A 26,933-nucleotide genomic window follows, 5' to 3' on the forward strand; every position below is an offset into this window, starting at 1 on the left:
AACGTTTTTATTTTTTTTATCCGTTAAACTTTTTTGTCTACTTTGGCTCCAATCTTGTAGCAATGCGACAATAGCAATCGTATTATTATAAAACTTTAAGATAGTAAAACATGAAAAAAATATTATTAGGACTGGCTTTTTTAGGTTTGATGACAAAACTAAACGCTCAACAAATGGTAAATAAAGAATTTGTATCCACAGTGGGTCGCGCAGAAGAAGAAGTAACCCCGGACATCATCTATATAGATGTTACACTGAAGGAATTTTATGACAATGGAAACACCAAGAAAAAGGTTGCCATAGACAAGTTAGAAAAAGATCTCTTCGACTCTGCAACAAAAGCCGGTGTTAAAAAAGAAGATTTTACGATCCAGAATATCTGGAGTTACAATACACCTGAAAAAAAGAAAAAGGATACCGATATTCTGCTTTCCAGACAATACCGCATTAAGGTCACTAACCTAAACAATTTAGACCAATTGTTGGATGGTGTTGACAGAGCAGGCATTCAGAACACTTACATCAGTGAATACGATTACTCGAAGAAAAAAGAACTTGAAAAGACCTTAAAAACGAAAGCTGTATTGGATGCGAAGGCGAATGCGCAGATTCTTGCCGAAGCAGCTGGACAAAAAATCGGTAAAGCGATCGTACTTTCGGAAACACCGCAACAGATTATCTTTAGCGCCCAGCCTATGATGCGTAATGCAATGTATAAAGGTGCCATGGCCGAAGCAGCCGATGTTGCCAGTGATGGTGGTCTTGATCTCAATATCAGACCAATGAAAGTAACGAGCGAAATCAGCGCCTCATTCGAGTTATTATAATCATGCAGCGGGAATTATCTCCAGAAGATAAAAAGAAACAAATTGACCAGGATTTCGGTTGGATAGATCGAATATCCTGGCTAATGGATAATCAATTCAAGATTGGTAACTTTCGTTTCGGACTAGACCCTATTTTGAACCTGATTCCTTTGGGCGGAGCTATTGCCGGTTTCGGCACCTCATTAGTCCTGGTCATCGCCATGTGGCGAAATGGGGCTAGCCCCAAATTAGTTATCCGTATGCTACTTAATATCAGCCTCGACGCAATATTAGGGAGCATCCCTTTCCTTGGTAATATTTTCGACTTTTACAGTAAAGCCAATGAAAAGAACATCAAACTGCTGCGTGAGCACTATTACGAGGGTCGACACAAAGGTTCGGGAATCGGTATTATCTTAACAATCGTATTGATCCTATTTATCTTAATAGCTGCTACTTGTTACCTGATCTGGACTTTCTTCTCCTGGGCATTTTCACTGTTCAATGGGATTTCTTTCTAAGATCAAGCCCTTTTTATCCCACCTTTCTTTTGCAGCACAACTTTGATATAAAACAATTGTGCATATCTAATATCTATTTAATAATTTTGATAGCGGTAGATCCAGTTGTGACACGGTCTCTCAACACTAATTTAAGCATTAAAAAATGAGCAAAAAAAGAATATTTGCCCTGCTTCTGATTGTCATCATGCTGGCGGCTATACTGACAAACCCGAGCAAAGAGGAACATGAAAAAATTGTCCGTGCAAAGGCTGAGCAATTACTAAAAAGTCAGCTTCATGCAAAAGACCAAGCTTTTTTCCGATTGGGAATGCAACTTTTCGGCAACAAATTAGTGGACAATTTTGTCCAGAATTCCGTTGTTATAGACAATTATTATCTTTTTTCCCTTACCAAGATCAAATGGCAAGGCACAGAACAGATTATCGGTGGTGGCGCGTTTAAACAGATTTGGCTGAGCCCCAAGATTGATGAAAAAGCAGATGAAATTATTGCTGCATTGAAAAAAATCTAATATGTCCTTAGAAATTCTTTACGAAGATGAATCCATTGTGGCGATCAATAAGCCGCATGGTCTTTTGGTACATCGTTCATCCATTGCGCGTGACACGTCCGAATTTGCCCTTCAACTACTACGTGACCAGCTGGGCAAAACCGTATACCCTGCTCATCGCCTGGACCGTAAAACTGGCGGGGTTCTTTTGTTTTCGCTGAACAAAGAAACGGATCAATACCTGCAAAAAAGCTTTCAGGAACATCAAATTGATAAAAAATACCTTGCCGTGCTCCGAGGATTTGCGCCTGAGGAAGGGGTTATCGATTATCCTTTGAAAAAGGAAAATGGCACATTACAAGATGCACAGACATCGTTCCGATTATTAGCAAAGAGTGAACTCGATATTCCTTTCGGGAAATTTCCAACGTCAAGGTACAGTCTTGTTGAAGCCAATCCACTTACAGGTCGCATGCATCAATTACGGCGTCACTTTGCACATATCTTTTACCCCATTATCGGCGATCGTCCGCATGGCTGCAATAAACAAAACAAATTCTGGAAAGAGAACTACCAGATGGATACCATGCTATTGCATGCCTCGGAAGTGACCTTCAAACACCCTTTGTCGGGCGAGACCATCCATGTAACCGCTCCGGTCCAATCCGATTTCCAGAAAGTACTTGGAATCTTAAACATACACGAATGATGTTAAAATTAATTCTTGAAGCATTTATTAGCATATCTGGTATCACGGCGGCATCTGGTATTGTCTACCATAATGATGAGCTTCATATTGTCTCGGACAACAGCAATTACCTGTATAGCTACAACCTCGCTCAGCAACGCTTATCCAAAACAGCCTTATTGGAAGCTGAGCCCATGGAAAATATCAGCAAAGCGAATAAAATGGATCTTGAATCCATTACTTTCGATGGCAACCGTTACTACCTCTATGGATCGGGATCCACTGAAAAAAGAAACAATCGTTTTATTTGGGATGGAAACGAGGTTATAAAGGAAGACTACAGCAAAATCTATGCGCATTTAATGCAGAAATTTAAGATCAGTAAAGATGACTTTAACATCGAGGGGGTGGTTCATATTGATGACCGGATATTGTTGTTTAATCGGGGCAATGGCCCACAAGGAATCAATGCAATTTTAGAATACAACGGTAAAGCTGAAGATAAATCGCGGTGTATTCCAGTCGAATTACCGACGATAAAGGGAATCAGTACCGGTTTTTCGGATGCCGCACTGGTCGGTGAAGACATTTATTTCATCGCGACCGCGGAGGATGCGAAATCGACCTATCTTGACGGCGAGATCGCGGGGTCATTACTTGGAAAAATATCAGCTGATCTGTCTTCCGGGCCGGAAGTATTCCAGATCCCCGGAAATCATAAATTTGAGGGCATTACCTTCAAGGAGAAAACTGATAAGGGTTTAATTTTCCTGCTATGCGAAGATACGGATACAGAAGACGCTGAACTGACTGTTTATTCGTTGAATGTAACGAATTAAATCGTTTGTTCTAAAATAGATTCAAAGCTAGGAATCACGTATATTTTATTAAATTTGCAACTGATTAAAACTTAATTTTTATGTTAAAAAATACTGCCCTTTCGGAGACGCACATTGCTTTAGGAGCAAAGATGGTTCCCTTCGCAGGCTTCAACATGCCAGTACAATATACCGGTATCAATGATGAGCACGAAACAGTTCGTACAGGTGTGGGAGTTTTTGATGTAAGCCACATGGGTGAATTCATCCTCAAAGGTGAAAAGGCCCTGGACCTTCTTCAAAAAATCTCTTCAAACGACGTGTCGAAATTATATGACGGTAAAGTCCAATATGCTTATATTCCAAACGAAACTGGCGGTGTAGTAGACGATTTTCTAACATACCGAATCGACGATAATACCTATTTTTTGGTTGTCAATGCGTCCAATATTGAGAAAGACTGGAACTGGATTTCCAAATACAATACCGATGGTGTGGAAATGAAAAATATTTCTGACCAGACTTCTTTATTTGCCGTTCAGGGCCCTAAAGCAGCGGATGCCTTACAATCGCTGACAGATATCGAGCTTGCGCCAATGGAATACTATACTTTTGCCAAAGGTACTTTTGCCGGGGTAGATAACGTATTGGTATCCGCTACAGGATATACCGGTGCCGGTGGTTTCGAGATTTACGTGGCCAATGAAGATGCACAAAAAGTTTGGGACGCTATTTTTGAAGCCGGAAAAGCTTACGGAATCAAACCGATCGGATTGGGTGCCCGCGATACTTTACGGTTAGAAATGGGTTTCTGCCTTTATGGAAATGACATCGACGACAATACTTCGCCTTTAGAGGCTGGGTTAGGTTGGGTAACGAAGTTCACGAAAGACTTTGTAAACTCCGCTGCACTTAAAGCCGAAAAAGAAGCCGGACTTAAAAAGAAACTGGTTGGCTTTGAAATGATCGACAGAGGTATCCCGCGTCACGATTATGAGATCGTAGATGCTGATGGCAATGTGATTGGCCGTGTTACTTCCGGAACGCAATCTCCGACGTTGAAAAAATCGGTTGGTCTGGGTTACGTAGATACAGCCTTCGCAAAAGACGGTGCAGATATTTTTATCCATATCCGTAATCAAAAAGTAAAAGCTAAAGTAACAAAACCACCGTTTGTAAAATAATAGTAGAGACTAATAAATAAAAAAGAGCAGAAAACGATCGTTTTCTGCTCTTTTTTATGTGTTATAAGTAAGAAACTCGCTCCTATTTACTTTTCCCCTTCGTCTGCTTAGCTGCATATTGCTGCTTTTTCTCGCGATCTTTCTCCTGAATCACAACTTTTATGCGTTTGCTTAAGACAACTTTAAGGTAAATAAGTACCACCAAAAATGCAATAGACAATCCCGTCACCAGCATATTTCCGGCTTTATATCCTTCAAATCCACAATACGCCAAAAATACAATGGCCAAGTTCAATACAATATTCAGTATAAAATATTTTGTCATATTATTTTTTTGTTAATCCTAATACCCGTTGTCTCCATCCACCAAAGAAATAGAAAGCTCCACCGATAATATTGAGCAGTACGATAGCCAGTGCCATCAACATCCGCTCACTATTGGGAATTGTCCTGGAAAGCATAATTTCCCGTAAGACCAATATCACCCACAAAAGGGATAATAGAATAGAAAGACTGCCTAATATGGGGAAAATACCTAAGCTAAATAGCCGGGCGAATAGGGCTACGATATAAAAAGCAAGACTAAACAAGAAAGCCTGTTTAGTCTGATGCTCCAAATTTTTCATATTAATAAACGTCTAACTCTGGATCGATTTCCTCTTTCCAGGCCAAAATGCCGCCTTTTAAATTTGCAAGATTATCAAAACCTTGTTGTTCCAATAACATAATTGCCTGCGCTGAACGTTTTCCAGAACGACATTGAACGATAACAGGTTTGTCTTTGGCGATTTTATCTGCCTCGATCAGGATTCCTGATAGTGGAATATTCAAACCGTTCAAATTTGAAACCTCATATTCAAATGACTCACGCACATCAATCAATTGAAAATCTTCATTGTTATCGATCTTATTCTTTAATTCCTGTACAGATACTTCTTTCATTGTCAAAAAATTTATAATCAAATATACTACATTTTTTTCTGAATTGTCTGTCTTCAAAGGCCATCAGGAACATTCGTATCTGTTGCTCATTCAAGGGAACCACGAAAGCGCTATTGAATGCATCTTTTTACTAAAAGACATGACAACTTCATTTCAACTTTTATCGTCCTAAGGGTAAAGATAATAAGCCTTAGTTGGCGGATAGCACGAATTTCCACAAAAATTACGGGCGAAATCAGTATCTTCATCCGAACATTACTAACGTTATGAATTCAGTACCCAAAATATTTCTAACATTCGCATTAGTTGCCTTATCTTCCATTGCTTTTGGACAGCAAGTAATTTCTGAACAACAGCGTCTCGATGTGGGCCGTATCTTAAATACCTTGGCATCGGATGATATGCGTGGACGATCGGCTCTGACAAAGGACATTGAGCCAGCGGCAGATTTTATCGCAGGGGAGATGCAAAAAATAGGTCTCAAGCCTTATGCCGAAACGTCTTTCAGACAAACATTCGAGCTGGACAAGCTCTCGCCCAAAAGCAACGTCGCGACGATCAATAAAAAGGCTGTTCCCGCTGAGCATATCATATCATTGGGTAACCACGTCGCGCTCAAATGGGATGAAAAAAGTCCTGTAAAAGTGGTTTATATTGCATCCGGCGCAGATTTCTCCCAAGCCTTTCGGGAGCATTCCCTATCCAAAGAAAACACGCTTGTACTGGTAGACCCTTCTTTTGAAGCCTCTTTTGTCCGTTTTGGGCAAATGCTCAACAAGCCTAAATTTATTGAAGATCCGAACATACAAAAACCTTCGATAGTCTATCTGTTAAGCGCAGAAACACCAAAAACATTTCAAGTCCATATCGAACGGGATCTTGAGCACTTCCCGCTTTTTAACATTGCCGGTGTTATCCCCGGAAAGAGCAAACCCGATGAGTACGTCATCTTTTCCGGGCATTATGACCATATTGGTATATTGCCTGCCGTAGGACAAGATTCAATCGCCAACGGAGCCGATGACGATGCATCCGGAGTAACGGCGATGTTGACCCTCGCAGACTACTATAAAAAGAAAAACAGCAATGAAAGGACACTTATTTTTGTGGCATTTACAGCCGAAGAACTCGGCATGTATGGTTCAAAATATTTTTCTAACCATATCAATGCGGATCAGGTCGTGGCGATGATCAACATGGAAATGATCGGAAAAGATTCAAAATTTGGTCCGAATACGGTCTATATAACGGGATATGATCAATCCGACTTGGGTAAATTAATGCAGGAAAACCTAAAGAATACAACCTTCAAATTTTATCCTGATCCGTATACAAAACAAAATTTATTCTATCGCAGTGACAATGCTGTGTTAGCGGCAAAGGGTGTGCCCGCACATTCATTTTCTACATCCCAAATGGACAAGGATGAATATTACCATACGGTAAAGGATGAAGTCGCCACGTTAAACGTTCAAAATATTATTTCCAGCATCGAGGCAATCGCTATCGGCACTTCGGGCATTGTGGAAGGCAAACAAACGCCTTCACGTGTGGAAAAATTAAAAGATTAAGAAGCGGCTGTACGATCTATTGCCCGTTGCATGACATAGTCATTCAATACGAAGTCATAATAGGGAATATCAACAGTTTCGACAACCTGAAAGCCCTGCTTTAAATAGAAATGATAAGCAGGGTTATTTCTATTGACATTGAGTTCCAAAATATCCTTGCCTTTGTTTTTTGCTTTGTCCATGGCAAAATCAATCAACGCCTTCCCGAAACCTTTCCCCTGTACATTGGGCATCAAATAGAGCTTTTCAATCCGGAGTTTATCTGCAAAAGTTTTCAGTGCAATAAAACCCTGACCGATACCATCTTCCTTCAAAATATAAAAAAACTGCCCATTTACCATTCCCTCAGCTAATCCCTCAACGGTATAGCTTTTCTCCAGCATAAAATCAATCTGTTCTTTTGAAAGTATTTCTCCATAAGCGTCCGGCCATATGATATAGGCCATATTGGAAATACTACGGATGTCTGTCTGTTCGGCCAATTCTATCGTTATCATGCGATCGTCTCTCCTATTAAAATATATTTTGATTCTGAAAATCCGAGCTTAAATAAGCCGTCTTTCTCGGTTTCATAAAGATCTTCATCTATTTTCCGAAGTCCTTCTGTCACAATTTCTTCGCCTTGGCTGTCTATTTTTAGCTGCTCCCCGCCCACTTTCCATTTTGTAAAACTGGTAGTAACAAAATAGTAGCGCATTCCTCGGGCCAATAATACCACATTGATCAGATCCAGGTAGCGCTGGTAGTGTGCAAGACTTATTTGATCCGTAATAATATTGACCGCCTTATACTGATGTTCAACAAGATATTCGATGGCGGACTGTAAAAAATTATCACGATACGGGATGACTTTTAAATTTTCCTGGAGCGGCTCTATATGATTCTGCGCAAAAACAACATCAAACTTGTATCCTCTCGCATCCAGCTGATCAACCAGATTATTTTCGATGACAATAGATGGGCTCCATTCCAGCAGTTGCCCCAAATTCTCTTCGTCGATCAGAAAAAGATCTTCAATCAGCAGAGCAGGTTCCTGGTTCTCTCGAACGATATGATGTGATGACATTTCGAAAGATTTAAAAACCTAATCTGCGCAAGGTGATGTAAGCCATCAACCCCGTACTGATTTCCAATGCGGATTCATCGACATCGAATGTAGGCGTATGCACCGCAGAAGCTATTCCTTTCGCCTTATTTCCTGTACCTAATCGGTAGAAACAAGCATTGATCTCCTGCGAGTAGTACGAGAAATCTTCCGCAGCCGGCCAAAGGTCCAAATCAACGACATTTTCCTTTCCGAGATACTCCTCCGCAAAAGCACGTGCATTCTTGGTGAGTTCAGGGGCGTTAATCAAAAATGGATAGCCTTTACGCACTTCAAAGTCACAGGTAGCCCCCATACTTTCGGCGATTCCGACAGCCATTTTCACCATCGCCTCATGTGCTTCTGTGCGCCATTGCTCATCGAATGTCCGGAATGTACCCTCGAGATAAACCTGGTCAGGAATAATATTTGTCGCACCATTAGCAATGATTTTGCCAAAAGACAGAACAGTCGGTGTACGCGGATCCGCAAAACGGCTTGCTATCTGCTGTAAAGCGGTAATAATATGCGCTGTGATCACAATCGGATCAATATTCTGATGCGGATGTGCTCCATGCCCCCCTCTTCCTTTTACGGTCATAAACAACTCATCACAGGAAGCCATGTATTTACCTTCACGAAATCCGACTTTGCCCGTTTCGATAAACGGCATTACATGTTGACCTATGATAGCGGAAGGTGCCGGATTTTGTAGTGCTCCTTCTTTGATCATAATGGACGCTCCGCCGGGCAAACGCTCTTCCCCGGGCTGAAAGATTAATTTCACCGTGCCACCAAATTCAGCTTTCAGGCTATGTAATATCTTTGCGGTTCCCAACAACGAGGACGTGTGTACATCATGGCCACAAGCATGCATGACCCCCGGAGTATTGGATCCATAAGGTCGGCCTTCAACTTCTTGAATAGGCAATGCATCCATATCCGCACGCAAGGCGATTACTTCATCCGAAGGGAGTTCACCCTGAATTAAGGCCACAATACCTGTGTCTGCTTTTGCTTCGTAAGGGATTCCTAATTGATCCAGCTGTACCTTTACAAATGCCGAGGTATTATATTCTTCAAAGGAAAGTTCAGGATTTTGATGAAGATGTCTGCGGTTAGCAACTGTATCTTCAAAATATTGATGGGCTAAGGCCAGGACTTTTTCTTTCGTACTTGCCATGAGGTTGTTTGATTTATTGATAAACAAAAACGCTTTCTGAAAATACGAAAACGTTACTAAAATATTGCCGCAGCTCACGCATAAACGCATTTGCTTCGGAACGACTTCTAAAGTCGCCCACCTTCACCCGATAATTGGGTTCATCATAAGTGATATAGGTATCAACATCTTTATACATTCCCCGAAAACGAGTTTGCTCCGAAAAAGCTTGGTTTCGACTGGCTCCGGCAAAGATCTGCACGCGAAAACCTCTCACCTTGACGCGTGTTGCAGCAGATCGTACAACAGGTTTCGAAGGGACTGTTGTGGTTTTGCTTTCGACAGGATTGATTCCCATTGCTGCCCTAAAATTTTGAAGCTGTGTAATCAAAGAATCTTTGGTTACAATAACTCCACCCTTTTCCTGTGCTTTTACATGAACGATCGTAAATAGCACAAATGCATGTATGAAAATCAATCCTCTCTTCAGCATAGTTTAACCTTTCTTATCGATTAGTTATTTGCGCCGTGGCAATTTTTATATTTTTTACCGGAACCACAAGGACATTCGTCATTGCGTCCCACTGTATTCTCGTTACGAACAGGTTCTTTTGGACCATCATTCATATCCTCTTCACTGACACCTGTTGGGGAAGCCAACTCTGCTTTTGTTTCAACCGTTTTTACAGGTGCTTGGGTTACTTGTCTAGCCTGTAATGAGGTTGTTTCCTGCCCTGGGATCTCACCTTTGAAAATAAAGCTCACGACGTCCTTGTTCATAGAAGCCAACATAGACTTGAACAAATTAAAGGCTTCCATTTTATAGATAATGATTGGATCCTTTTGTTCATAAACAGCATTTTGAACAGATTGTTTTAGATCATCCATTTCACGTAAATGCTCTTTCCATGCTTCGTCGATCAAAGCCAATACAATGCCTTTTTCAAAGGATTTGAAAACCTCTTTACCATTGCTATCAATCGCTTTCTTCAGATTCGCAGAAACTTGAATACCACGGATACCATCTGTAAATGGAATTACCACGTTTTCAACAATCTGTCCTCGTTCAGCATACACATTATTCAATACAGGAACTGTTAATGCACCAATCGCTTCTATTTTATGATGATATGCTCTGCTTGCTTGATCAAAAAGACGATCTGTCAACCCTTCGATCTTTCCTTGGGCAAATTCTTCTGCCGTGATTTCTGGTGTGATGGCAAAAATACGGATGACCTCAATTTGAAAGTCTTCGTAATTTCCTTGCTCCTTCGCTTCAGCGACAATCTCCTCAGCAACGTCAAAGATCATATTATTCAAATCCACATCCAAACGTTCACCAAACAATGCATTTTTACGCTTCGTATAGATTACAGTACGTTGTGAGTTCATTACGTCATCGTATTCCAATAGACGCTTACGAATTCCAAAGTTGTTCTCCTCAACCTTACGTTGTGCTCGTTCGATAGATTTGGTCAACATGCTATGTTGCATCACTTCACCCTCTTCGACCCCCATTTTCACCATGATATTGGAGATTCTTTCAGAAGCAAACAAACGCATTAAGTTGTCTTCTAACGATACGAAGAATTGTGATGATCCCGGATCTCCCTGACGACCAGCACGACCACGTAGCTGACGGTCGACACGACGGGATTCATGTCTTTCAGTACCGATAATTGCAAGACCACCAGCATTTTTTACTTCTTCAGTCAATTTAATATCCGTACCACGACCCGCCATATTCGTCGCGATAGTCACTTGTCCGGGACGTCCGGCTTCAGCAACGATATCGGCTTCTTTTTGGTGAAGCTTTGCATTCAATACATTATGTCTGATCTTACGTAATTGAAGCATACGGCTCAATAGCTCGGAAATTTCTACCGATGTTGTACCGACTAGCACAGGGCGTCCCTGATCTGTCAACCGTTGAATTTCTTCGGCTACTGCGTTGTATTTTTCGCGTGCAGTACGGTAAATCAGATCCTGACGGTCTTCCCGTTGGGCAACACGATTGGTAGGAATTTCTACTACATCCAATTTATAAATTTCCCAAAGCTCTCCGGCTTCTGTTGAAGCAGTACCTGTCATACCCGAAAGTTTATGGTACATACGGAAGTAGTTCTGCAAGGTAATCGTCGCGTAAGTTTGTGTCGCATCTTCGACTTTCACATTCTCTTTTGCTTCGATCGCTTGGTGCAAACCGTCTGAGTAGCGACGACCATCCATGATACGGCCTGTTTGCTCATCGACAATTTTCACTTTACCCTCATCCACGATATATTCCACATCGTTCTCAAACAGGGTATATGCTTTCAATAGTTGATTAATGGAGTGGATACGATCTGCTTTAATCGAGTAATCACGCAATAGATCTTCTTTCTGAGCAGCTTTTTCTTCCAAGGTCAACGAAGACTTTTCAATTTCCGCAATTTCAGTACCTACATCAGGTAGAATAAAGAATGACGGATCCTCTCCTGTCGCTGTGATTAATTCAATACCTTTTTCAGTCAGTTCGACCTGATTGTTCTTCTCATCAATGACAAAATAAAGCTCTGCATCAACTTTAGGCATATTTTTATTTTGCTCTTGCATATAGTAGTTTTCTACTTTTTGCAAGATAGAACGATTGGCACCTTCACTCAAGAATTTGATCAAGGCTTTATTTTTAGGTAAACCCCTGTACGCTCTCAATAAAGCTAGACCACCACCTTCTACATCAGAATCACCTGCAGCCAATGCCTTTTTAGCATCATTTAATACGGTATTGATATAAGCTTTTTGAACATGTACCAAACGCTCAATACGTGGTTTTAATTGATAGAATTCATGTTGATCGCCACGCGGGATCGGACCTGAAATAATCAATGGCGTACGGGCATCGTCAATTAAAACGGAGTCAACCTCATCGACCATGGCAAAATGCAATTTACCTTGCACCAATGCATCAGGCGTCTGAACCATATTATCACGTAAATAGTCGAAACCAAATTCGTTGTTCGTACCATATACGATATCCGATTGGTAAGCCTTACGACGTTGTGGCGAGTTTGGTTGGTGTTTATCAATACAATCTACGGATAGGCCATGGAATTCAAATAAAGGTGCGTTCCATTCGGAGTCACGACGGGCAAGATAGTCATTGACCGTCACGATATGTACCCCTTGTCCGGAAAGTGCGTTTAGATAAGTTGGCAAGGTTCCGACCAATGTCTTACCCTCACCGGTCGCCATCTCAGCAATCTTTCCACTATGCAGAACAATACCACCGATCAACTGTACATCATAATGTATCATATTCCAGGTTACCTCAGTACCTGCTGCCATCCACTTGTTTTTCCAGATCGCTTTATCACCATTGATAATAACGTTTGGCTTGTAGACAGCAAGTTCTCGGTCAAAATCGCTGGCAGTAACTTCCAATTCTTCGTTTTCTGTCAAACGTCTTGAAGTTTCCTTCACCACAGCAAACGCCTCGGGCAAAATATCCTTCAACACCTCTTCCAACTTCTTATCACGATCTTTCGACAATTTGTCCACTTGTTCGTAAATAGAAGTCTTTTTAGCCATATCGTCCTCATCTTGATCCGCTTCAGCTTTTAGCGTATCTATTTCTTGGTCAATATCTGCGAGGTAATTTTTAATTCTTTCTTTGAAGTCAGCGGTCTTGGCACGTAACTCGTCATTGGTTAGATTTGAAAGTTTATCATATTCAGCTTTGATTTGCTCTACAACCGGCTGAATCCCCTTGATATCTCTTTCGGATTTACTTCCAAATAATTTACTTAAAAACTTTAACATAATTTTTTTTCTATCTCAACTAAAGATTTTGTACAATAATGACTCCAAAGTAAAATTGCAGACAATTTGACACTAATCGGGCAAATTTAGTTATTAGATATGATATCTAACAGCTTACCACTATTTTTTTTGCGTTATTTTTTTCAATCGGATGCGCATCTTATTTTACCAACCGGTAGCGCTGCTGCACGAGCCTCCGGCTATTGCGGCCACCAAATCGTAAAACGGTGTTATGAAAGAAACAATTTTTTATCCGAATGCGGGATAAAGCCCATCTCCTGTGCCTTTTGAAACATTTTAGTAATTGCATTCCGTCCTTCAATGCCCAATTCAACTGAATATTTATTGACATAAAGTTCAATATGCTTATACATCACTTCCTCACTCATCTCCTGCGCATGGCTACGGATAAATTCCAATCCGGACTTTGGATTTGCAAAGGCAAACTCGACACTCTCTTTTAAAATTGCATTAAGCGTTTCTTTCACATCCTTCGGCAATGAACGTTTTACGACAATACCACCCAGCGGAATCGGAAATTTTGTCGTACTTTCCCAATATTCGCCCAAATCGACGACTTTATACAGCCCTTTTTCTGCATAGGTAAACCGATTTTCATGAATAATAAGCCCCAAATCAATTGAACCATCCAATAGTGCGCCTTCTATATCAGAAAAAACCAGTTCTATTTTATTGGTTAATTCCGGAAATGCCAAGCCCAACAGAAAATTTGCAGTCGTAAACTTCCCTGGATATCCCACCTTTAACTTATCAAATTCGCCTAGACCGTCAGCATTTTTTAGCTTCTCCTGGAGCACATCTGCCAAAGCAGCATCTTTAGTAATCAGCATCGGCCCTACGCCAAATCCCAAGGCGCTGCCCGCATCCAACAGTTCGTAATCTTCAACGGCATAAGCAAAAGCATGATAACTCAATTTGGTGATATCCAGTTCTCCCTGAAAAGCCTTTAAATTCAATGTCTCAACGTCCTGATAAGCTACGTCAAAATCCAACCCTTTGGTATCTATTTTATGATGGATCAAGGCATCAAAAATAAATGTATCGTTCGGACAGGGAGAAAACCCCAATGTTAATTTCATTTTATTCTTCTTTAAAAAATGGACAGATAAAACATTTTAGACAATCGCTGTGGTATAGCCACAGTGAATTTACATTTTTGTTTTATACAGTCACTTTATGTGTAATTAAATATAATATCATGGCCAAAAATGTCATGATGATAATTCCTTTCCCTATGTGATCATTTCCTGAGCGATACGCAAACCTTAAAAAAATCAAATTGATCAATACGGCAATGGTATATGTTGCCATTGGCTTCTCGGGCAGAAAATGAAGTTCAAGATCGGTGAAACGCACCAGCAAAAATGCGATTAAGGGAAATATAAGGCCTATGCCCAGGCCTATCCAAAGATTATTTTTCACTCTTGCTGTATTTGGTCATACCATCCAAATGATCAAAACTCCATGAATTCAGTTCCGGAATAGCATGATGTGCGGTCATGTCAAATTGTGTAGGAACAACGGATACATAGCCATTTGCTAATGCAAAACTATCCGTATCTTCTCCACGGTCTTGCAAGACAAATTTTCCTGTCGTCCAATAATAGTCACGGTTATGCGGATCAATACGTTCATCAAATTCCTCTACCCAGTGCCCTCCAGCCTGTCTGCAAATTTTAATACCTTTAAATCCTTGTGTTTGCGGAAAATTGACATTGAGCAATGTATTTTTGGGTAGGCCGTTGGCCAAAACTTGTTCCGTTATGGAAATCACATAAGGTCTACAGTAACTAAAGTCCGCATCATGGGAAAAATTGTCCAGCGAAAAACCTACAGAAGGAATTCCTTCGATAGCTCCTTCGACCGCAGCAGACATTGTTCCAGAGTATAAAACATTAATTGAATTATTGAGCCCGTGATTAATACCGGACACACAGATATCCGGTCTTTGCCCTTTGAAAACTTTATTTACGGCAAGCTTGACACAATCTACCGGTGTTCCCGAACATTGATACATTTCAACCCCTTCATAAAGATTGATCTTATCTAATCGCAGCGGCCTACCGAGCGTGATCGCATGTCCCATCCCCGATTGAGCGGAGTCCGGTGCCACGACAACGACATTTCCGATTTTTTGCATTTCCTCCAACAGCACCTTAATTCCCGGAGCTGTAATACCATCGTCATTAACAACTAAAATATTCGGTTTTTTCTTTACCATATACGAAGTTAATAAATCTAAAACCGAGAAGTAAAAAATATGATAATTACTGCGAGACCAGCTCGCTTATCTGAGCAGCGGTGCCCGGATCTCAGGAAGGAAAGAATCAGGTATGAGCTTCCCAGAATGGCCGGAGTACCTGAGCCGATTTTGTAAGTGCTGCCATTTTATGAACTGTCTCTCCATAGCCCTTATGTAGCTCATGGTACGCTACAAAATATTTTTCCAGTAGGTCATATACACTTGATAATACAGATAAAAAATCCTCCAGATCGATACTTAGCGATTCTATATCAACATTCATATCACTAGAAAATTCAAATACATCATCCAGCACGTTAAATTTTAACGGGTCGAGTGGTTTGTCATACCTATAATACGTATCTACGATATCATTATACTCTTGTTCGCGCAGCGCGATACGATCATAGAATTTTACGGTATTGCGATGTGCTGCCTCGATCTTGAGGTAACAGTCGCGCAGTTCGATCTGTAATTTGATATCCACCTCGACCAAAGGCAATTCCTTGTTCAAAGCACCTTTATCGCTGTACCAATCTAACATAGCTACTAATTCGGTAATCTCGGCGTCTAGATCTGACAGCGCTATGGATTCCAGTAGGGCATTTCCCCGCTCCTGTTCAAAGCGGATTTTCATAAACCAAGCTTGGTCGTGTGCTTTCCGGTAATTCAATAAAGCCTGTTCTTCCAGATTACTTGGAAAACCAATATCTTTTGTCAGGTAATTTATACTCCGCAGTGGATGATTGATTGTGATGCTCTTAAGATCCATGGTTATGCTTAAATTGGTCATTGTTTTTTAAAGCTAATAAAGAAAAAAATATTTTCCGTAAAAAAGAGCGGTAATTTTCCGTGCCTTTGATCTTAGCTCCGGAAAATCACCGCTCCTATAGGTTACACGATATAACAGCGAACAACGTCACTGTAGACCGGTGTCGGATCAGGCCCCAGGTAGGTTACACGAAACTCGTACTCTTTGAGGTGCTCCAAGTCCTTAATCGTTATCTTTGATTTTGGACTAATGACCGTGGTCCAAGGAACCGTACCGACCGCGCGGTATTCAAATTGATAGAATCGAGCTCCTTTCCACGATTTGACCGTCATTTCGGCGATCAGCAATCCTTGCACAGCCAGCTGTACAACCAGTCCGTTTGGCTTCGGAGAAAGTCCATAGTAGCTACCGCTTACCTTGGTCTTCGATGGGATAAATCCCGCTGCCAAAATCAGATTGGCGTCTCCATTTGCTACAAGTTCCACGTGTAGAGAAAGATGGTATAAGGCCTGTTTTAGCCGGGATCCATATTGATTTTTGATCACGACCTGACGTTTGTCGCGATAATTCGCTTCGGTAATACCGTCCCGGAAAAGCTCGAGCACGACACCGAGTTCTGCCAAAAGTGCTGTGGCTTCTGGAAATAGATTGGCGTTTTCAGTAGATTTTTTGAAAACATTTTCAGCATACTTAAGCAATGTTGCTTCTGTCTTGATTTGGTTTGATAATGTTGGCTTTGCCATAATTGAAATAATTAAAAATGTAACTAATTTTGTTAATGGCTCAAATCTACGACAGCGGGCTGACGAACTAGGGGGCAAAATCGGCCAACTTTCCGGCAGGACAGGACTTTTTGTTGCCGATTTTGACACCTTAATACTAAATTTAGACAAAAATCATCGTCTACACCCGTTTAAACATAGATTTTAGGGGTAAGCAAACACTTACCGTTGCTAAGGAGAGATGAACAAAACGTCCTTGACATTTCATCAAACGTCCTTAGCATTTTACCAAATGTCCTTAGCATTTTACCAAACGTCCTTAACATTTCATCAAATGTCCTTAACATTTCATCAAATGTCCTTAGCGTTTTACCAAACGTCCTTAGCATTTCACTAAATGTCCTTGACATTTTACCAAACGTCCTTAACATTTCATCAAATGTCCTTATCATTTAACCAAACGTCCTTAGCATTTCACTAAATATCCTTAGCATTTCACCAAACGTCCTTAACATTTTACTAAACGTCCTTAACATTTCATCAAATGTCCTTAACAATACGCCGCCGCCGAGCTCATTTATACAAATGATTGGCGTATTACAGTTGACGCTGATCTTTCAGAACCCAAATTTTTCAAGCAATACACAAGCACAGCGCTACTTGTCACCATAAGTTGACAGCAGAGCGCCGAACTGAACATCGTCTAAATGAATATGGATTAAAGGCTGTCGGCTAGGTAATGAAAAATGTGATTACGCGTTAAGACTGGGGATATGATCGCTTAACAAAGGATTCCTTTTTACGACGTTGCGCTCTAAACTCATTGGGACCAATTCCAAACCGCTTTTTAAACGCCCGGGCAAAATGTTTGGGACAAGCAAAATTCAATGCGAAAGCTATCCCTGCCAGAGAATCATCCGAATGAATTAGGTATTCCCTCGCATCCATCAATCTATATTCGAGTATCATACCAACAACCGTGAACGACTTTCCCTGAAAACTACGGGACAACTTACGGGGGCTGACGTTCATTGCTTCCGCAATTTTTGCGACAGACATATCTTCGTCGTCATAATGCCGACGGATATACATGACAGCTTTCTGATAGAGCAACGTATCACTGTGATCTCCGGCAGGCTGCTGATTAGGTTTTAGATCCTGAAATAGCTGCTGGAATAAGCGCAAGTTCCAATTTGCGAGTTGAAAGGCTGTTCCAAAAGAACGAAATTCAAAGCGTCGCAGCGATTCCAAAACATTATAGAGCTTACTCTGAATCGGCGTATATCCGAGATAAGATTGCGGACGCTGATTACCGTCGGCCATCAACTCCTTCAATTTCGGATAGTCAACCATTAAACTGTCCAGATGTTTTCCCGCAACCCCAAGGATCAGAAACCATGATTTTCCTTCATCGAGGAGCAATTCTGGCTCCCCTTCATTTAAATGGTAGCAATGGGCCTGCCCCGAAGACATCAGCAATGATTCGGTCAGCTTCAGTTTTCCCTGTCCAATGAAATGGAGATGAACCCAAAGCGAATAATCCCCTATCTTAATGGTCGTGGAACGTGGTGTATCGATACCATTTTCCTTACATTCGATCCATACGAAATCACTTGTCTGGAATATGCGCTGACTTGCCAGTGCTACGGGAAACAACTGCCGCTCGCCCTCGGGCAAAAATGCCAGATAGCCGTCGTATTGCCTAGGGGTATTTGATCGTGTATATAGCGATTGAACAAAATTGGTTTTGAGCATGCTAATAATTGGTGTATTGTTTTAAAGTTAATAACTTTATTGCTAATAACAAAGCATGGGTGGTCCTATTGCGGTCGCAATAACTTTCCATTCTATTGGTAATATACCAACCATCAACTACGCAAATTTCAAATTTACTTTGAGATTTGCATAGTTTCCAATCAATTTTGTATCTTTGTTATTTATAGAAATAATGATCTAAAATGTTTTTACCTCGGATAAACGGACAGGATATACTTGATGCGATACGGCATTTTCCGGTAACAGCAATTATTGGTCCTCGCCAATGTGGCAAATCCACATTGGTAAAGCATTTAATGGCGGATTATCCATCCGAAACCCTATATCTGGATTTGGAGCGTCCTTCGGATCTAGAAAAGCTGAATGATGCGGAATGGTTTCTTTCAAATCAGAAAGACAAGCTAATTTGCATTGATGAAATTCAGCGAAAGCCAGAACTTTTTCCCCTTCTCAGGAGTTTGGTCGACGAATGGAATAAGCCAAGCTGCTTTGTAGTTTTAGGGTCGGCTTCTCGGGACTTATTAATGCAGAGTTCTGAATCACTTGCAGGACGGATTATTTACAAGCAATTAACACCTCTTTTATGGTCTGAATTACCGGATATTCCTATCGAAAAATATTTTGAAAGAGGAGGTTTCCCCCGAAGTATGCTAGCAATAAGTGATCGCGTTTCTTTTGAGTGGCTTAATAGTTTTATTGCTACTTTTTTGGAGCGCGACCTGTTGCAATGGGTCAATTTCACTCCTGCCACAATGAGGCGTTTGTGGCAGATGCTTGCACACGTAAATGGACAGACCGTCAATTATTCCACTTTGGGCAATTCATTGGGAGTAAGCAATCAAACTGTAAAAAATTATATTGACTTGCTGAAAAGTACCTATATGGTGGATGTAGTAGAACCATATATTTCAAATATGGGTAAGCGCTTGGTAAAAGCACCAAAAGTATATATTTCTGATTCAGGTATTGTATCGGCACTTCTGAGTATTCGTTCTTTTGAAGAGCTTTCAGGACATCCGGCTTTTGGTGCTATTTGGGAAACGATTGTACTCGCCAATTTACGAGGTACATTTCCCGAAGCGGAAATCTGTTTTTACCGAACAGCAGGCGGTGCCGAGATTGATTTTGTGATACAGCTCAATCGCCAAATTATTGCCATTGAATGTAAAGCTTCCTATTCGCCAACCTTGTCCAAAGGCAATCATATAGCTATTAAAGATATTCAACCCAAGCATACTTTTGTGGTAATTCCTTCATCCGAAAGCTGGGCTATGAGCAAGGGCATCGAGGTAGTTTCTTTAAGTGTTTTAATCAAAAATTTAAATAAATACGTCGATTAATAACTATGCAAATTTCAAATTTACTTTGAGATTTGCTTCCCAATATGCCCACAAAGTAAGTTCAGTTCTTAGAATGATAGGCGGATTTAAAATAAAGTAATGAAGATCCTACATAACTTTGATAACTAATATAACTTTAAAATCCAACTAATGTATCTGGTTTTCATTAAACCGATGTATTTAACATTCTACCGAAATTCAATTACGACATCGATTGCGTAAGATTATCTCGTTATTGACAAATATTAGCCCTAAATTTAACATTCAAACAAAGAAAATAATTCAGTTATGAGCATCAATTTTGAATCCCGCTATGCTATCGGGCCTAAAGAATACAAAACCTTAGATACACAAGGGCTAAGAGATAATTTTCTCATTGAAAAAGTTTTTGAAACCGACAAAATCAATTTTGTCTACACGCACTATGACCGTTATATGGCCGGTGGTGCAATGCCAGTAAATACAAAAATCAAACTAGATACCATTCCGGAGCTACTAAAAGAACCTTACTTCCTTTCGAGAAGAGAATTGGGTATCATCAATGTCGGCGGCAACGGCCAGGTCGAAGTGGATGGTGTTACTTACGACCTAAATACCAAAGAAGCACTCTATATTGGACAGGGGGCTCAAGAAGTTTATTTTGCAAGCAAAGACGCCGCCAATCCGGCAAAATTTTATTTAAACTCAACCCCGGCTCACCATAGTTATCCGACTAAAAAGGTGACCAAGGAAGATGCCAATAAAATAGAATTAGGATCACTGGAAACAGCCAACCATCGTACCATTAACCAAATGCTGCTGAATAAGGTTGTACAAACCTGTCAATTACAAATGGGAATGACGGAACTAAAGCCAGGATCGGTATGGAACACCATGCCTTCGCATACACATGATCGTCGTATGGAAGTTTATTTTTACTTTGAATTGCCGGAAGGTCAGGCGGTATCTCATTTTATGGGACCAATAGATGAAACACGTCATCTCTGGATGCATAATGATCAAGCGGTCATTTCTCCGCCTTGGTCAATTCACTCGGGGGCAGGAACGTCCAATTATACATTTATCTGGGGTATGGCGGGTGAAAACCTGGACTATGATGACATGGACAAATGTGCTATCACCGAGCTTAAGTAGTATTTTGGAGATTGGAGATTCTATAACAAAAATACCAAATGAAAAAAACATTCATATTAAGTTTGACGCTCGGGCTTTCAAGTATCGCCTTTGCCCAAAACAATAAGACGATCACAATAAATAATCCCTCAGCGGTAACCAGAACGGAGCTGATCAGTATTCCTTATACAAGGTTCGAAAAACATTTCGAACTGAAGAAAAATGTCTTTACGATTGTCAGTAGCAAGGATAACGCTGAACTGGCTTACCAATTGGAGAAATTGGGACAGCCGAAACCGCAAAATGTACTGATACAGGTATCTATTGCCCCTAAAAGCTCGCTAACTTTTGGCGTAACCGGAAACAATCCCCAAGCCGTTACTCCAAAGGCTTATGCACGTTATGTCCCTGAACGTAAGGATGACTTTGCCTGGGAAAATGACATTGCCGCATTCAGAGCTTATGGAAAAGCTTTGGAAGGTAGCTCCGAGGATGCTCAGGGATTTGATTTTTGGGCTAAACGTAGTAACGACCTTGTTATTGACGAATGGTATAAAACAGGAGATTACCATGCCGATCACGGTAAAGGTTTAGATTATTATTCGGTAGGTCAGACCCTAGGAGTAGGAGATGCAACTCCATTTATTGACCAGCAAGTCGTCTATCATAAACATTATCGTCAATATGAAGTATTGGACAATGGTCCTTTACGCACTACATTTAAACTTACTTATGAACCGGAAAATGTAAAAGGACAACAGTTACAAGTCGAAAAGACAATTTCTCTGGATGCTGGAAGTCAGCTCAACAAAATAAGTTATGCAGTCAAAAATACAAGTGCAAGCAGTACCCCTATAGTCGTTGGTCTTGCCAAACGAAAAGAGGACCAACCGCAACTCTTAAACGACCCCAAAAATGGTGTTTTGGCATATTGGGAGCCTGCTGAAGGAGATAAAATCACCGGAACAGCCCTGATCTTACCGAAAGTAAACTATGTATTCAAAGATAGTCCAAAACAGTTTTTATTGGCGACTACAGTAAAAAACAACCAACCTTTGGTTTATTTTGCCGGAGCAGCATTTAATAAGGCGGGTAAAATAACCAGTTTTGATCAATGGCAATCCTACATCAAAGAATTCAGAAATAACTTAAATCAACCATTAACGATAAAATACGCAAAATAATGTCTATACTGCAATCTTTTGATCTGACCGGAAAGGTCGCTTTGGTAACCGGCTGTAAAAGGGGAATAGGTAAGGCTATAGCCGAAGCATTAGCGGAAGCGGGAGCGGATATCATCGGTGTTTCGGCATCGTTGGAGGCCACGGGCTCCGCAGTGGAAAGATCTATCCAGGCATTAGGCCGCAACTTTTATGCGTACCAATGTGATTTTTCAAAAAGACCGGAATTATATAAGTTTATTGAAAAAGTAAAATCAGAGCATCCAACAATAGACATCCTATTCAACAATGCCGGAAATATCCTTCGTAAACCGGCCGCAGAACACCCCGATGAATACTGGGATGAAATCATTGAAATCAATCAGAATGCACAATTCATTCTGACAAGGGAAATTGGAAAAGATATGATTTCACGTGGAACTGGTAAGATTGTATTCACGGCATCGTTATTGACTTTTCAAGGCGGTATCAATGTTCCGGGATATGCAGCATCCAAAGGTGCGATAGGATCATTGGTCAAGGCTTTTGCCAACGAATGGGCCTCCAAAGGCGTGAATGTAAATGGTTTTGCGCCAGGTTATATCGCAACGGATAATACGGAAGCACTGCGAGATGATCCGGAACGCTCGAAATCCATCTTGGACCGTATTCCCGCAGGACGCTGGGGTACTCCGGAAGACTTTAAAGGACCGGCAGTATTCCTTGCCTCAAAAGCGGCAGATTATGTACACGGCACTATCCTTACTGTCGATGGTGGCTGGATGGGAAGATAAAAAATCAATCTTTTAACATTTCTTGTTTTAAAAGTCTTTATCCTTTGGGGTAAAGGCTTTTTTTACGACCCTAAATCCAAGATTGCTGAAGGACGCGTTCGGGCTGACAGAACCGATATAAACCGTATTGAAGGCCGAACAGCTCCTTTTGCTGCACCACCATGAGCCACCTCTTGCATGAGCCACAGCGCGCTCCCCATCCCTATTTAGTTTGCCCGAACAGAATTCAAATACATTACCAAATACATCGTAAAGCCCCCATGGATTTGGTTTAAAAGTCCCTACCGGAGAAGTATACATATGCCCATCCGAATAGTCTGCTTTAAGATGATCGATACCATGCCATATATTCGCGTATTGCCCTATATTTTCTTTATTCACCCCTTCAAAATAGCGACCGTCATCACCTGCTCGCGCAGCGACTTCCCACTCCTCCAAAGTAGGTAATCTGCAATCCGCCCAAGCACAATAGGCCAATACATCTTTAAAAGATAGACAGGTAACGGGATGATCCATTTTGTCCTGTATACCGCCACGGTTGATGCCATTCGGAAAACGCCAATAAGCGGTGCTGTCCTGCAGCCACCTGAACTCCGCAAGCCCCGGCTCAAATACCATGGCATTATGATAGCGTTCGGCCAAAGTCCGGTAATTCGTCACCTGTACAAATTTTTCAAATTCGGCATTGGTCAGTTCGTATTGAGCAATCCAAAAAGGTTCAATTTGTACTGTTCTTTTCGGATTATCCAGACTCATCGTGTCCCCCACTTGATAATCCCCCCCGGGGATTAAAACATATCCCTTCTCCTGCCCTACTAATGATATATAGCTCAAAAGAAACAAGATCAATATGGATAATGCTTTCCTCACTGATTTTGACGTTTTTTATAGCAGACCCCTAATTTATCTACCTTTTTTCTCATTGTAATATCCCATTGCTCTACGATATATTAACGCTTCATTCTCCTTATTATAATCTAAATAGGAGTAGTAATTACTCGTCTCTCCATATAGCTTTTTGAAGGATGTGGACTTCATAAATTCGCTATACTCGCCACGTTTCATTAGTAACAGCAACAAAGTCAACGCATCCTTATCTTTCGGGGTTTTCTTTGCATATTCAATGATAAATGGAATCATTTGCCAGCCATTGATCTGTTCGATCGCCTCTTTATAATTCACGCCCATTCGTTTGCTTCTCAAAACAGATTCCTGGATCAGTTTCATGACCGAATCCCTGTTTTCCTCCAGAAAATCAGTCTGTCTTTCTGACCACCAGGCTTCATTGAACCCACCTAATAACTTACCGAATATCTTCTTATCTATAGCCTTCTGATTTTCTGGTATATCGCAATTCTGGGCATATACCTCAGCATGAATCATGGTATACGTAAATTTTTCACGTAAAGTTAAATTCTTAAAATCCGTCGCTGAGAGTGCCAGTAACCCAGTATCTGAACCGTCATTATCTTCCACCGGTGCCAACTTGGCGATCATTGCTTTCACCTTTGCCAAACCATATGGAGGTATTGTCATCTTTGTTCTGAATTCAATGGCAGCGGGGTCCATGATATAATCACTTCCCGTCTCATCTCCTGTCTGTGCAAAGCCACAGGTCCAATGGCTTAGGCAGATAAATAATAAAATTAAACTCCTCATATCGTATACATAATGCTATTTAAAAGTAAAGAAATTATTCTTACCAAAAACAATTCCATTTGTTAAATCCAAAACAACAGATTTTATTAAGCCTGATGTATAGCTATTCAAAATCAGGGCCTCTCCAATAAGCTTTCCAACCGCAGGAAAACAAAAAATCCCTTAATCTCTTATGAAATCCAGGGAGTAAACTCTTCTTAAGAATATGGCCTTTTAGGAATAAAGGCCCTTTTTGTCTATAAAATCAATCACTTTTTGCGGTGTGAAAAACTGAATATTCTTATTTTCTTTGATTGCCTTTCGTAAAAACGTTGAAGAAAGCTCCATTAATGGCGTATCAGTCATGGTTATAGCCGGATGATCCTTTAGTTTCCCTCCGTCGTAGCCCGGCCGAGGATACACATAAATATGATAATCACGCAAAATAATCTCGGCATTCTTCCATTTTTCCAATGATTCTAAGATATCCTCCCCCATCAGAAGCACAAATTCTCTAGTTGGATATTTTTCCTTCAGATGCGTTAAGGTGTCTATGGTATAGGATGGTACCGGCAAATGGAATTCAATATCGCTCACGCGCAAATGTTCGCAATCCTCAACTGCTAGATTGAGCATTTCCAAACGATCATAGGGATCCGCTAAAGTTGATTTTTTCTTAAATGGATTCTGTGGAGATACCACAAACCATACTTCATCCAGCCCGGTAAAATTGGCCATGTAATTTGCTATAATCAAATGCCCGACATGCACCGGATTAAAAGAACCAAAGAACAAACCAATCTTTTTCATTTAGCTTTTTATTTATTGATGAAACCCATTACAATTTCTTCTGCTTCAGCGCAAGCTGTCGCTAGATCAAAATTATTCAAGATCACATCAAACTTATTCGCATAGGTAAGCTCCAGTTCCGCTTTGGCAAATCTTTCCTGCAACTTTTCTTCCGAATCTGTGCCACGTCCGGTAAGGCGTTCTTTCAGCACTTCTAATGAAGGTGGCTGTACAAATATAGAGATTGCCTGATCCGGAAATTTAGATTTCAGGCGTAATCCTCCGACGACATCAATATCGAAAATAACATTTTTACCCTCTTTCCAGATACGTTCGATCTCGGAACGCAACGTACCATAAAATGTACCCGAATAGACTTCTTCAAATTCGATAAACTCCTGTTTGGCAACTTTATGCAAAAATTCTTCTTTGGACATAAAGTAGTAGTCTTTTCCATCGACCTCCTGCCCCCTTGGATCGCGGGTACTCGCAGAAATAGAAAATTCTATTTTATCCCCATGTTTACTTAAAAGGTCTCTTACTATAGTTGTTTTTCCCGCTCCTGATGGTGCCGAGAAAATAATTAATTTACCGCTCATCCTTATAATACGTTGAGCAACTGCTCTTTTATTTTTTCTAGTTCTTCTTTCATTCTAACCACGATCTGTTGTATACCGGCATGATTAGCTTTGGATCCCAAGGTATTGATTTCACGACCCATCTCTTGGGAGATAAACCCTAATTTCTTACCATTGGAATCGGCAGAATCAAAGGCTTTCAGGAAATAATTGCAGTGGGAACGCAACCTAACTTTCTCTTCAGTGACATCTAATTTATCGATATAATAAACAAGCTCCTGTTCAAAACGATTCTGATCCACGTTCTCTTTACCCACACTATCATTGAGAAATTGTTCTATACGCTGTCTGATCAATGGGATACGCTCAACTTCCAGACCTTCGACCTCACTCAAATAAATCAAAATCAGCTCAGCTCGCTTTTTTAGATCTTGAGCCAATACATTTCCTTCGTCCTCACGGAATGTATTGAAATGTTGGACCGCATCATAAAAAGCATCCATCAGTACGCTTGATTCTTCATCATCAACGGTATCGTCGTTGTTGGTGACAACTTCGGGCATATTTAACGCCAATTCAAATAGATTGACATGGGTATCATTTAGCTCATTTGCGATCTGCTGCAATTGACCGTAATATTTTTTCAGTAAATCAGCGTTGATAGATGAGGCCTTGGCTGTTTGATCAGTATATTCTACGGTTACGTTCAGATTAACTTTGCCGCGTTCAAGAAGCTTACTGCACTCTGTGCGCAAGGTCAGTTCTTTGTCCGAAACTACTTTGGGCAGACGAAGATTTAATTCAAGAAATTTTGAATTTAAGGACTTTATTTCGACACTATATTTGACTTTACCGTTCTCTTTGGAAGCCGTGCCATATCCTGTCATGGATTTTATCATATGCAAAGGTATGATTTTT

The 26,933-nt window shown here is 40.7% G+C and carries 30 protein-coding genes; 11 read left to right on the forward strand and 19 right to left on the reverse strand.

The features are described from left to right. Positions 1 to 110 precede the first annotated feature (110 nt). The 6 genes from DCO56_RS19255 to gcvT all read left to right on the forward strand — a co-directional run bounded on the left by DCO56_RS19255 (position 111) and on the right by gcvT (position 4,510). Positions 111 to 827 carry an SIMPL domain-containing protein gene (locus tag DCO56_RS19255; protein WP_108635379.1) on the forward strand — a complete coding sequence of 239 codons (717 nt, stop codon included), beginning with the start codon at positions 111 to 113 and terminating at the stop codon, positions 825 to 827. 2 nt (positions 828 to 829) lie between these two features. Next, positions 830 to 1,327, forward strand: coding sequence for a DUF4112 domain-containing protein (locus tag DCO56_RS19260; RefSeq protein ID WP_108635380.1), 498 nt, complete (start codon positions 830 to 832; stop codon positions 1,325 to 1,327). A gap of 145 nt (positions 1,328 to 1,472) precedes the next feature. Further along, complete coding sequence (locus DCO56_RS19265; RefSeq protein ID WP_108635381.1) at positions 1,473 to 1,841, forward strand: DUF4359 domain-containing protein; 369 nt, start codon at positions 1,473 to 1,475, stop codon at positions 1,839 to 1,841. A 1-nt stretch (position 1,842) separates the two neighbouring features. Further along, entirely contained in the window at positions 1,843 to 2,529 is a 687-nt protein-coding gene (locus DCO56_RS19270; RefSeq protein ID WP_108635382.1) for a pseudouridine synthase, read from the forward strand. Next, complete coding sequence (locus tag DCO56_RS19275) at positions 2,526 to 3,347, forward strand: DUF6929 family protein (RefSeq protein ID WP_146191089.1); 822 nt, start codon at positions 2,526 to 2,528, stop codon at positions 3,345 to 3,347. The genes DCO56_RS19270 and DCO56_RS19275 overlap by 4 nt, the downstream gene beginning before the upstream one ends. Before the next feature lie 80 nt (positions 3,348 to 3,427). After that, positions 3,428 to 4,510, forward strand: a complete 1,083-nt coding sequence (gene gcvT, locus DCO56_RS19280; protein WP_108635384.1) for a glycine cleavage system aminomethyltransferase GcvT — start codon at positions 3,428 to 3,430, stop codon at positions 4,508 to 4,510. 82 nt (positions 4,511 to 4,592) lie between these two features. On the opposite strand, the gene DCO56_RS19285 is transcribed toward gcvT, so the two are convergent. The 3 genes from DCO56_RS19285 to DCO56_RS19295 are packed head-to-tail and all read right to left on the reverse strand — an operon-like array spanning position 4,593 to position 5,452. Further along, positions 4,593 to 4,835 (reverse strand): DUF6358 family protein, encoded by a 243-nt coding sequence (locus tag DCO56_RS19285; protein WP_108635385.1) that lies wholly within the window; start codon positions 4,833 to 4,835, stop codon positions 4,593 to 4,595. A 1-nt stretch (position 4,836) separates the two neighbouring features. After that, on the reverse strand, positions 4,837 to 5,136 hold the full coding sequence (locus DCO56_RS19290) for a hypothetical protein (protein ID WP_108635386.1): 300 nt from the start codon (positions 5,134 to 5,136) through the stop codon (positions 4,837 to 4,839). Position 5,137: 1 nt separating this feature from the next. After that, positions 5,138 to 5,452 carry a rhodanese-like domain-containing protein gene (locus tag DCO56_RS19295; RefSeq protein WP_070562591.1) on the reverse strand — a complete coding sequence of 105 codons (315 nt, stop codon included), beginning with the start codon at positions 5,450 to 5,452 and terminating at the stop codon, positions 5,138 to 5,140. 266 nt (positions 5,453 to 5,718) lie between these two features. Here DCO56_RS19295 and DCO56_RS19300 point away from each other — a divergent pair, with 266 nt between their 5' ends. Further along, complete coding sequence (locus tag DCO56_RS19300; RefSeq protein WP_108635387.1) at positions 5,719 to 7,023, forward strand: M20/M25/M40 family metallo-hydrolase; 1,305 nt, start codon at positions 5,719 to 5,721, stop codon at positions 7,021 to 7,023. Here the strand turns inward: DCO56_RS19300 and DCO56_RS19305 are convergent. The 11 genes from DCO56_RS19305 to DCO56_RS19360 all read right to left on the reverse strand — a co-directional run bounded on the left by DCO56_RS19305 (position 7,020) and on the right by DCO56_RS19360 (position 18,582). Beyond that, positions 7,020 to 7,520, reverse strand: a complete 501-nt coding sequence (locus tag DCO56_RS19305) for a GNAT family N-acetyltransferase (RefSeq protein ID WP_108635388.1) — start codon at positions 7,518 to 7,520, stop codon at positions 7,020 to 7,022. The genes DCO56_RS19300 and DCO56_RS19305 overlap by 4 nt on opposite strands. After that, a complete protein-coding gene (locus tag DCO56_RS19310; protein ID WP_108635389.1) occupies positions 7,517 to 8,089 on the reverse strand; it encodes a thiamine diphosphokinase in 573 nt (190 codons plus the stop codon). The genes DCO56_RS19305 and DCO56_RS19310 overlap by 4 nt, the downstream gene beginning before the upstream one ends. Positions 8,090 to 8,099: 10 nt before the next feature. Beyond that, positions 8,100 to 9,290 carry a M20 metallopeptidase family protein gene (locus DCO56_RS19315; protein ID WP_108635503.1) on the reverse strand — a complete coding sequence of 397 codons (1,191 nt, stop codon included), beginning with the start codon at positions 9,288 to 9,290 and terminating at the stop codon, positions 8,100 to 8,102. Between the two features lie 13 nt (positions 9,291 to 9,303). Further along, entirely contained in the window at positions 9,304 to 9,762 is a 459-nt protein-coding gene (locus DCO56_RS19320; protein WP_108635390.1) for an SPOR domain-containing protein, read from the reverse strand. Between the two features lie 20 nt (positions 9,763 to 9,782). Then, positions 9,783 to 13,070, reverse strand: coding sequence for a preprotein translocase subunit SecA (gene secA, locus DCO56_RS19325; protein ID WP_108635391.1), 3,288 nt, complete (start codon positions 13,068 to 13,070; stop codon positions 9,783 to 9,785). Positions 13,071 to 13,300: 230 nt separating this feature from the next. Continuing rightward, the gene (locus DCO56_RS19330) at positions 13,301 to 14,170 is read right to left on the reverse strand and encodes a menaquinone biosynthesis family protein (protein ID WP_108635392.1); all 870 of its coding nucleotides are present in this window, start codon (positions 14,168 to 14,170) and stop codon (positions 13,301 to 13,303) included. An 82-nt stretch (positions 14,171 to 14,252) separates the two neighbouring features. Further along, positions 14,253 to 14,513 carry a hypothetical protein gene (locus DCO56_RS19335; protein WP_108635393.1) on the reverse strand — a complete coding sequence of 87 codons (261 nt, stop codon included), beginning with the start codon at positions 14,511 to 14,513 and terminating at the stop codon, positions 14,253 to 14,255. Beyond that, positions 14,503 to 15,312 (reverse strand): 5'/3'-nucleotidase SurE, encoded by an 810-nt coding sequence (gene surE / locus DCO56_RS19340; protein ID WP_108635394.1) that lies wholly within the window; start codon positions 15,310 to 15,312, stop codon positions 14,503 to 14,505. The genes DCO56_RS19335 and surE overlap by 11 nt, the downstream gene beginning before the upstream one ends. A 106-nt stretch (positions 15,313 to 15,418) precedes the next feature. After that, positions 15,419 to 16,126 carry a hypothetical protein gene (locus DCO56_RS19345; protein ID WP_108635395.1) on the reverse strand — a complete coding sequence of 236 codons (708 nt, stop codon included), beginning with the start codon at positions 16,124 to 16,126 and terminating at the stop codon, positions 15,419 to 15,421. Between the two features lie 101 nt (positions 16,127 to 16,227). Then, the gene (locus tag DCO56_RS19350; protein WP_108635396.1) at positions 16,228 to 16,848 is read right to left on the reverse strand and encodes a hypothetical protein; all 621 of its coding nucleotides are present in this window, start codon (positions 16,846 to 16,848) and stop codon (positions 16,228 to 16,230) included. Between the two features lie 738 nt (positions 16,849 to 17,586). After that, the gene (locus tag DCO56_RS19360) at positions 17,587 to 18,582 is read right to left on the reverse strand and encodes an AraC family transcriptional regulator (protein WP_108635398.1); all 996 of its coding nucleotides are present in this window, start codon (positions 18,580 to 18,582) and stop codon (positions 17,587 to 17,589) included. 203 nt (positions 18,583 to 18,785) lie between these two features. Here DCO56_RS19360 and DCO56_RS19365 point away from each other — a divergent pair, with 203 nt between their 5' ends. The 4 genes from DCO56_RS19365 (at position 18,786) to DCO56_RS19380 (ending at position 23,010) form a co-directional block, all read left to right on the forward strand. Next, complete coding sequence (locus tag DCO56_RS19365) at positions 18,786 to 19,943, forward strand: ATP-binding protein (RefSeq protein WP_108635399.1); 1,158 nt, start codon at positions 18,786 to 18,788, stop codon at positions 19,941 to 19,943. Positions 19,944 to 20,231: 288 nt separating this feature from the next. Then, positions 20,232 to 21,077 (forward strand): 5-dehydro-4-deoxy-D-glucuronate isomerase, encoded by an 846-nt coding sequence (gene kduI / locus DCO56_RS19370; protein ID WP_108635400.1) that lies wholly within the window; start codon positions 20,232 to 20,234, stop codon positions 21,075 to 21,077. 38 nt (positions 21,078 to 21,115) lie between these two features. After that, the gene (locus DCO56_RS19375; protein WP_108635401.1) at positions 21,116 to 22,240 is read left to right on the forward strand and encodes a DUF4861 family protein; all 1,125 of its coding nucleotides are present in this window, start codon (positions 21,116 to 21,118) and stop codon (positions 22,238 to 22,240) included. 5 nt (positions 22,241 to 22,245) lie between these two features. Continuing rightward, on the forward strand, positions 22,246 to 23,010 hold the full coding sequence (locus tag DCO56_RS19380; protein WP_181390622.1) for an SDR family oxidoreductase: 765 nt from the start codon (positions 22,246 to 22,248) through the stop codon (positions 23,008 to 23,010). Positions 23,011 to 23,037: 27 nt separating this feature from the next. Here the strand turns inward: DCO56_RS19380 and DCO56_RS19385 are convergent, their stop codons facing one another. The 5 genes from DCO56_RS19385 to DCO56_RS19405 form a co-directional block, all read right to left on the reverse strand. Then, on the reverse strand, positions 23,038 to 23,880 hold the full coding sequence (locus DCO56_RS19385) for a formylglycine-generating enzyme family protein (RefSeq protein WP_219929422.1): 843 nt from the start codon (positions 23,878 to 23,880) through the stop codon (positions 23,038 to 23,040). Between the two features lie 33 nt (positions 23,881 to 23,913). Further along, positions 23,914 to 24,669, reverse strand: coding sequence for a hypothetical protein (locus DCO56_RS19390; RefSeq protein WP_108635403.1), 756 nt, complete (start codon positions 24,667 to 24,669; stop codon positions 23,914 to 23,916). A gap of 213 nt (positions 24,670 to 24,882) precedes the next feature. Further along, on the reverse strand, positions 24,883 to 25,458 hold the full coding sequence (gene nadD / locus DCO56_RS19395; protein WP_104384741.1) for a nicotinate (nicotinamide) nucleotide adenylyltransferase: 576 nt from the start codon (positions 25,456 to 25,458) through the stop codon (positions 24,883 to 24,885). An 8-nt stretch (positions 25,459 to 25,466) separates the two neighbouring features. Continuing rightward, a complete protein-coding gene (gene gmk / locus DCO56_RS19400; RefSeq protein WP_108635404.1) occupies positions 25,467 to 26,036 on the reverse strand; it encodes a guanylate kinase in 570 nt (189 codons plus the stop codon). 2 nt (positions 26,037 to 26,038) lie between these two features. Beyond that, complete coding sequence (locus tag DCO56_RS19405; protein WP_108635405.1) at positions 26,039 to 26,914, reverse strand: YicC/YloC family endoribonuclease; 876 nt, start codon at positions 26,912 to 26,914, stop codon at positions 26,039 to 26,041. Between the last annotated feature and the right edge of the window lie 19 nt (positions 26,915 to 26,933).

The organism is Sphingobacterium athyrii, assembly GCF_003071065.1.
Lineage (GTDB): Bacteria > Bacteroidota > Bacteroidia > Sphingobacteriales > Sphingobacteriaceae > Sphingobacterium > Sphingobacterium athyrii.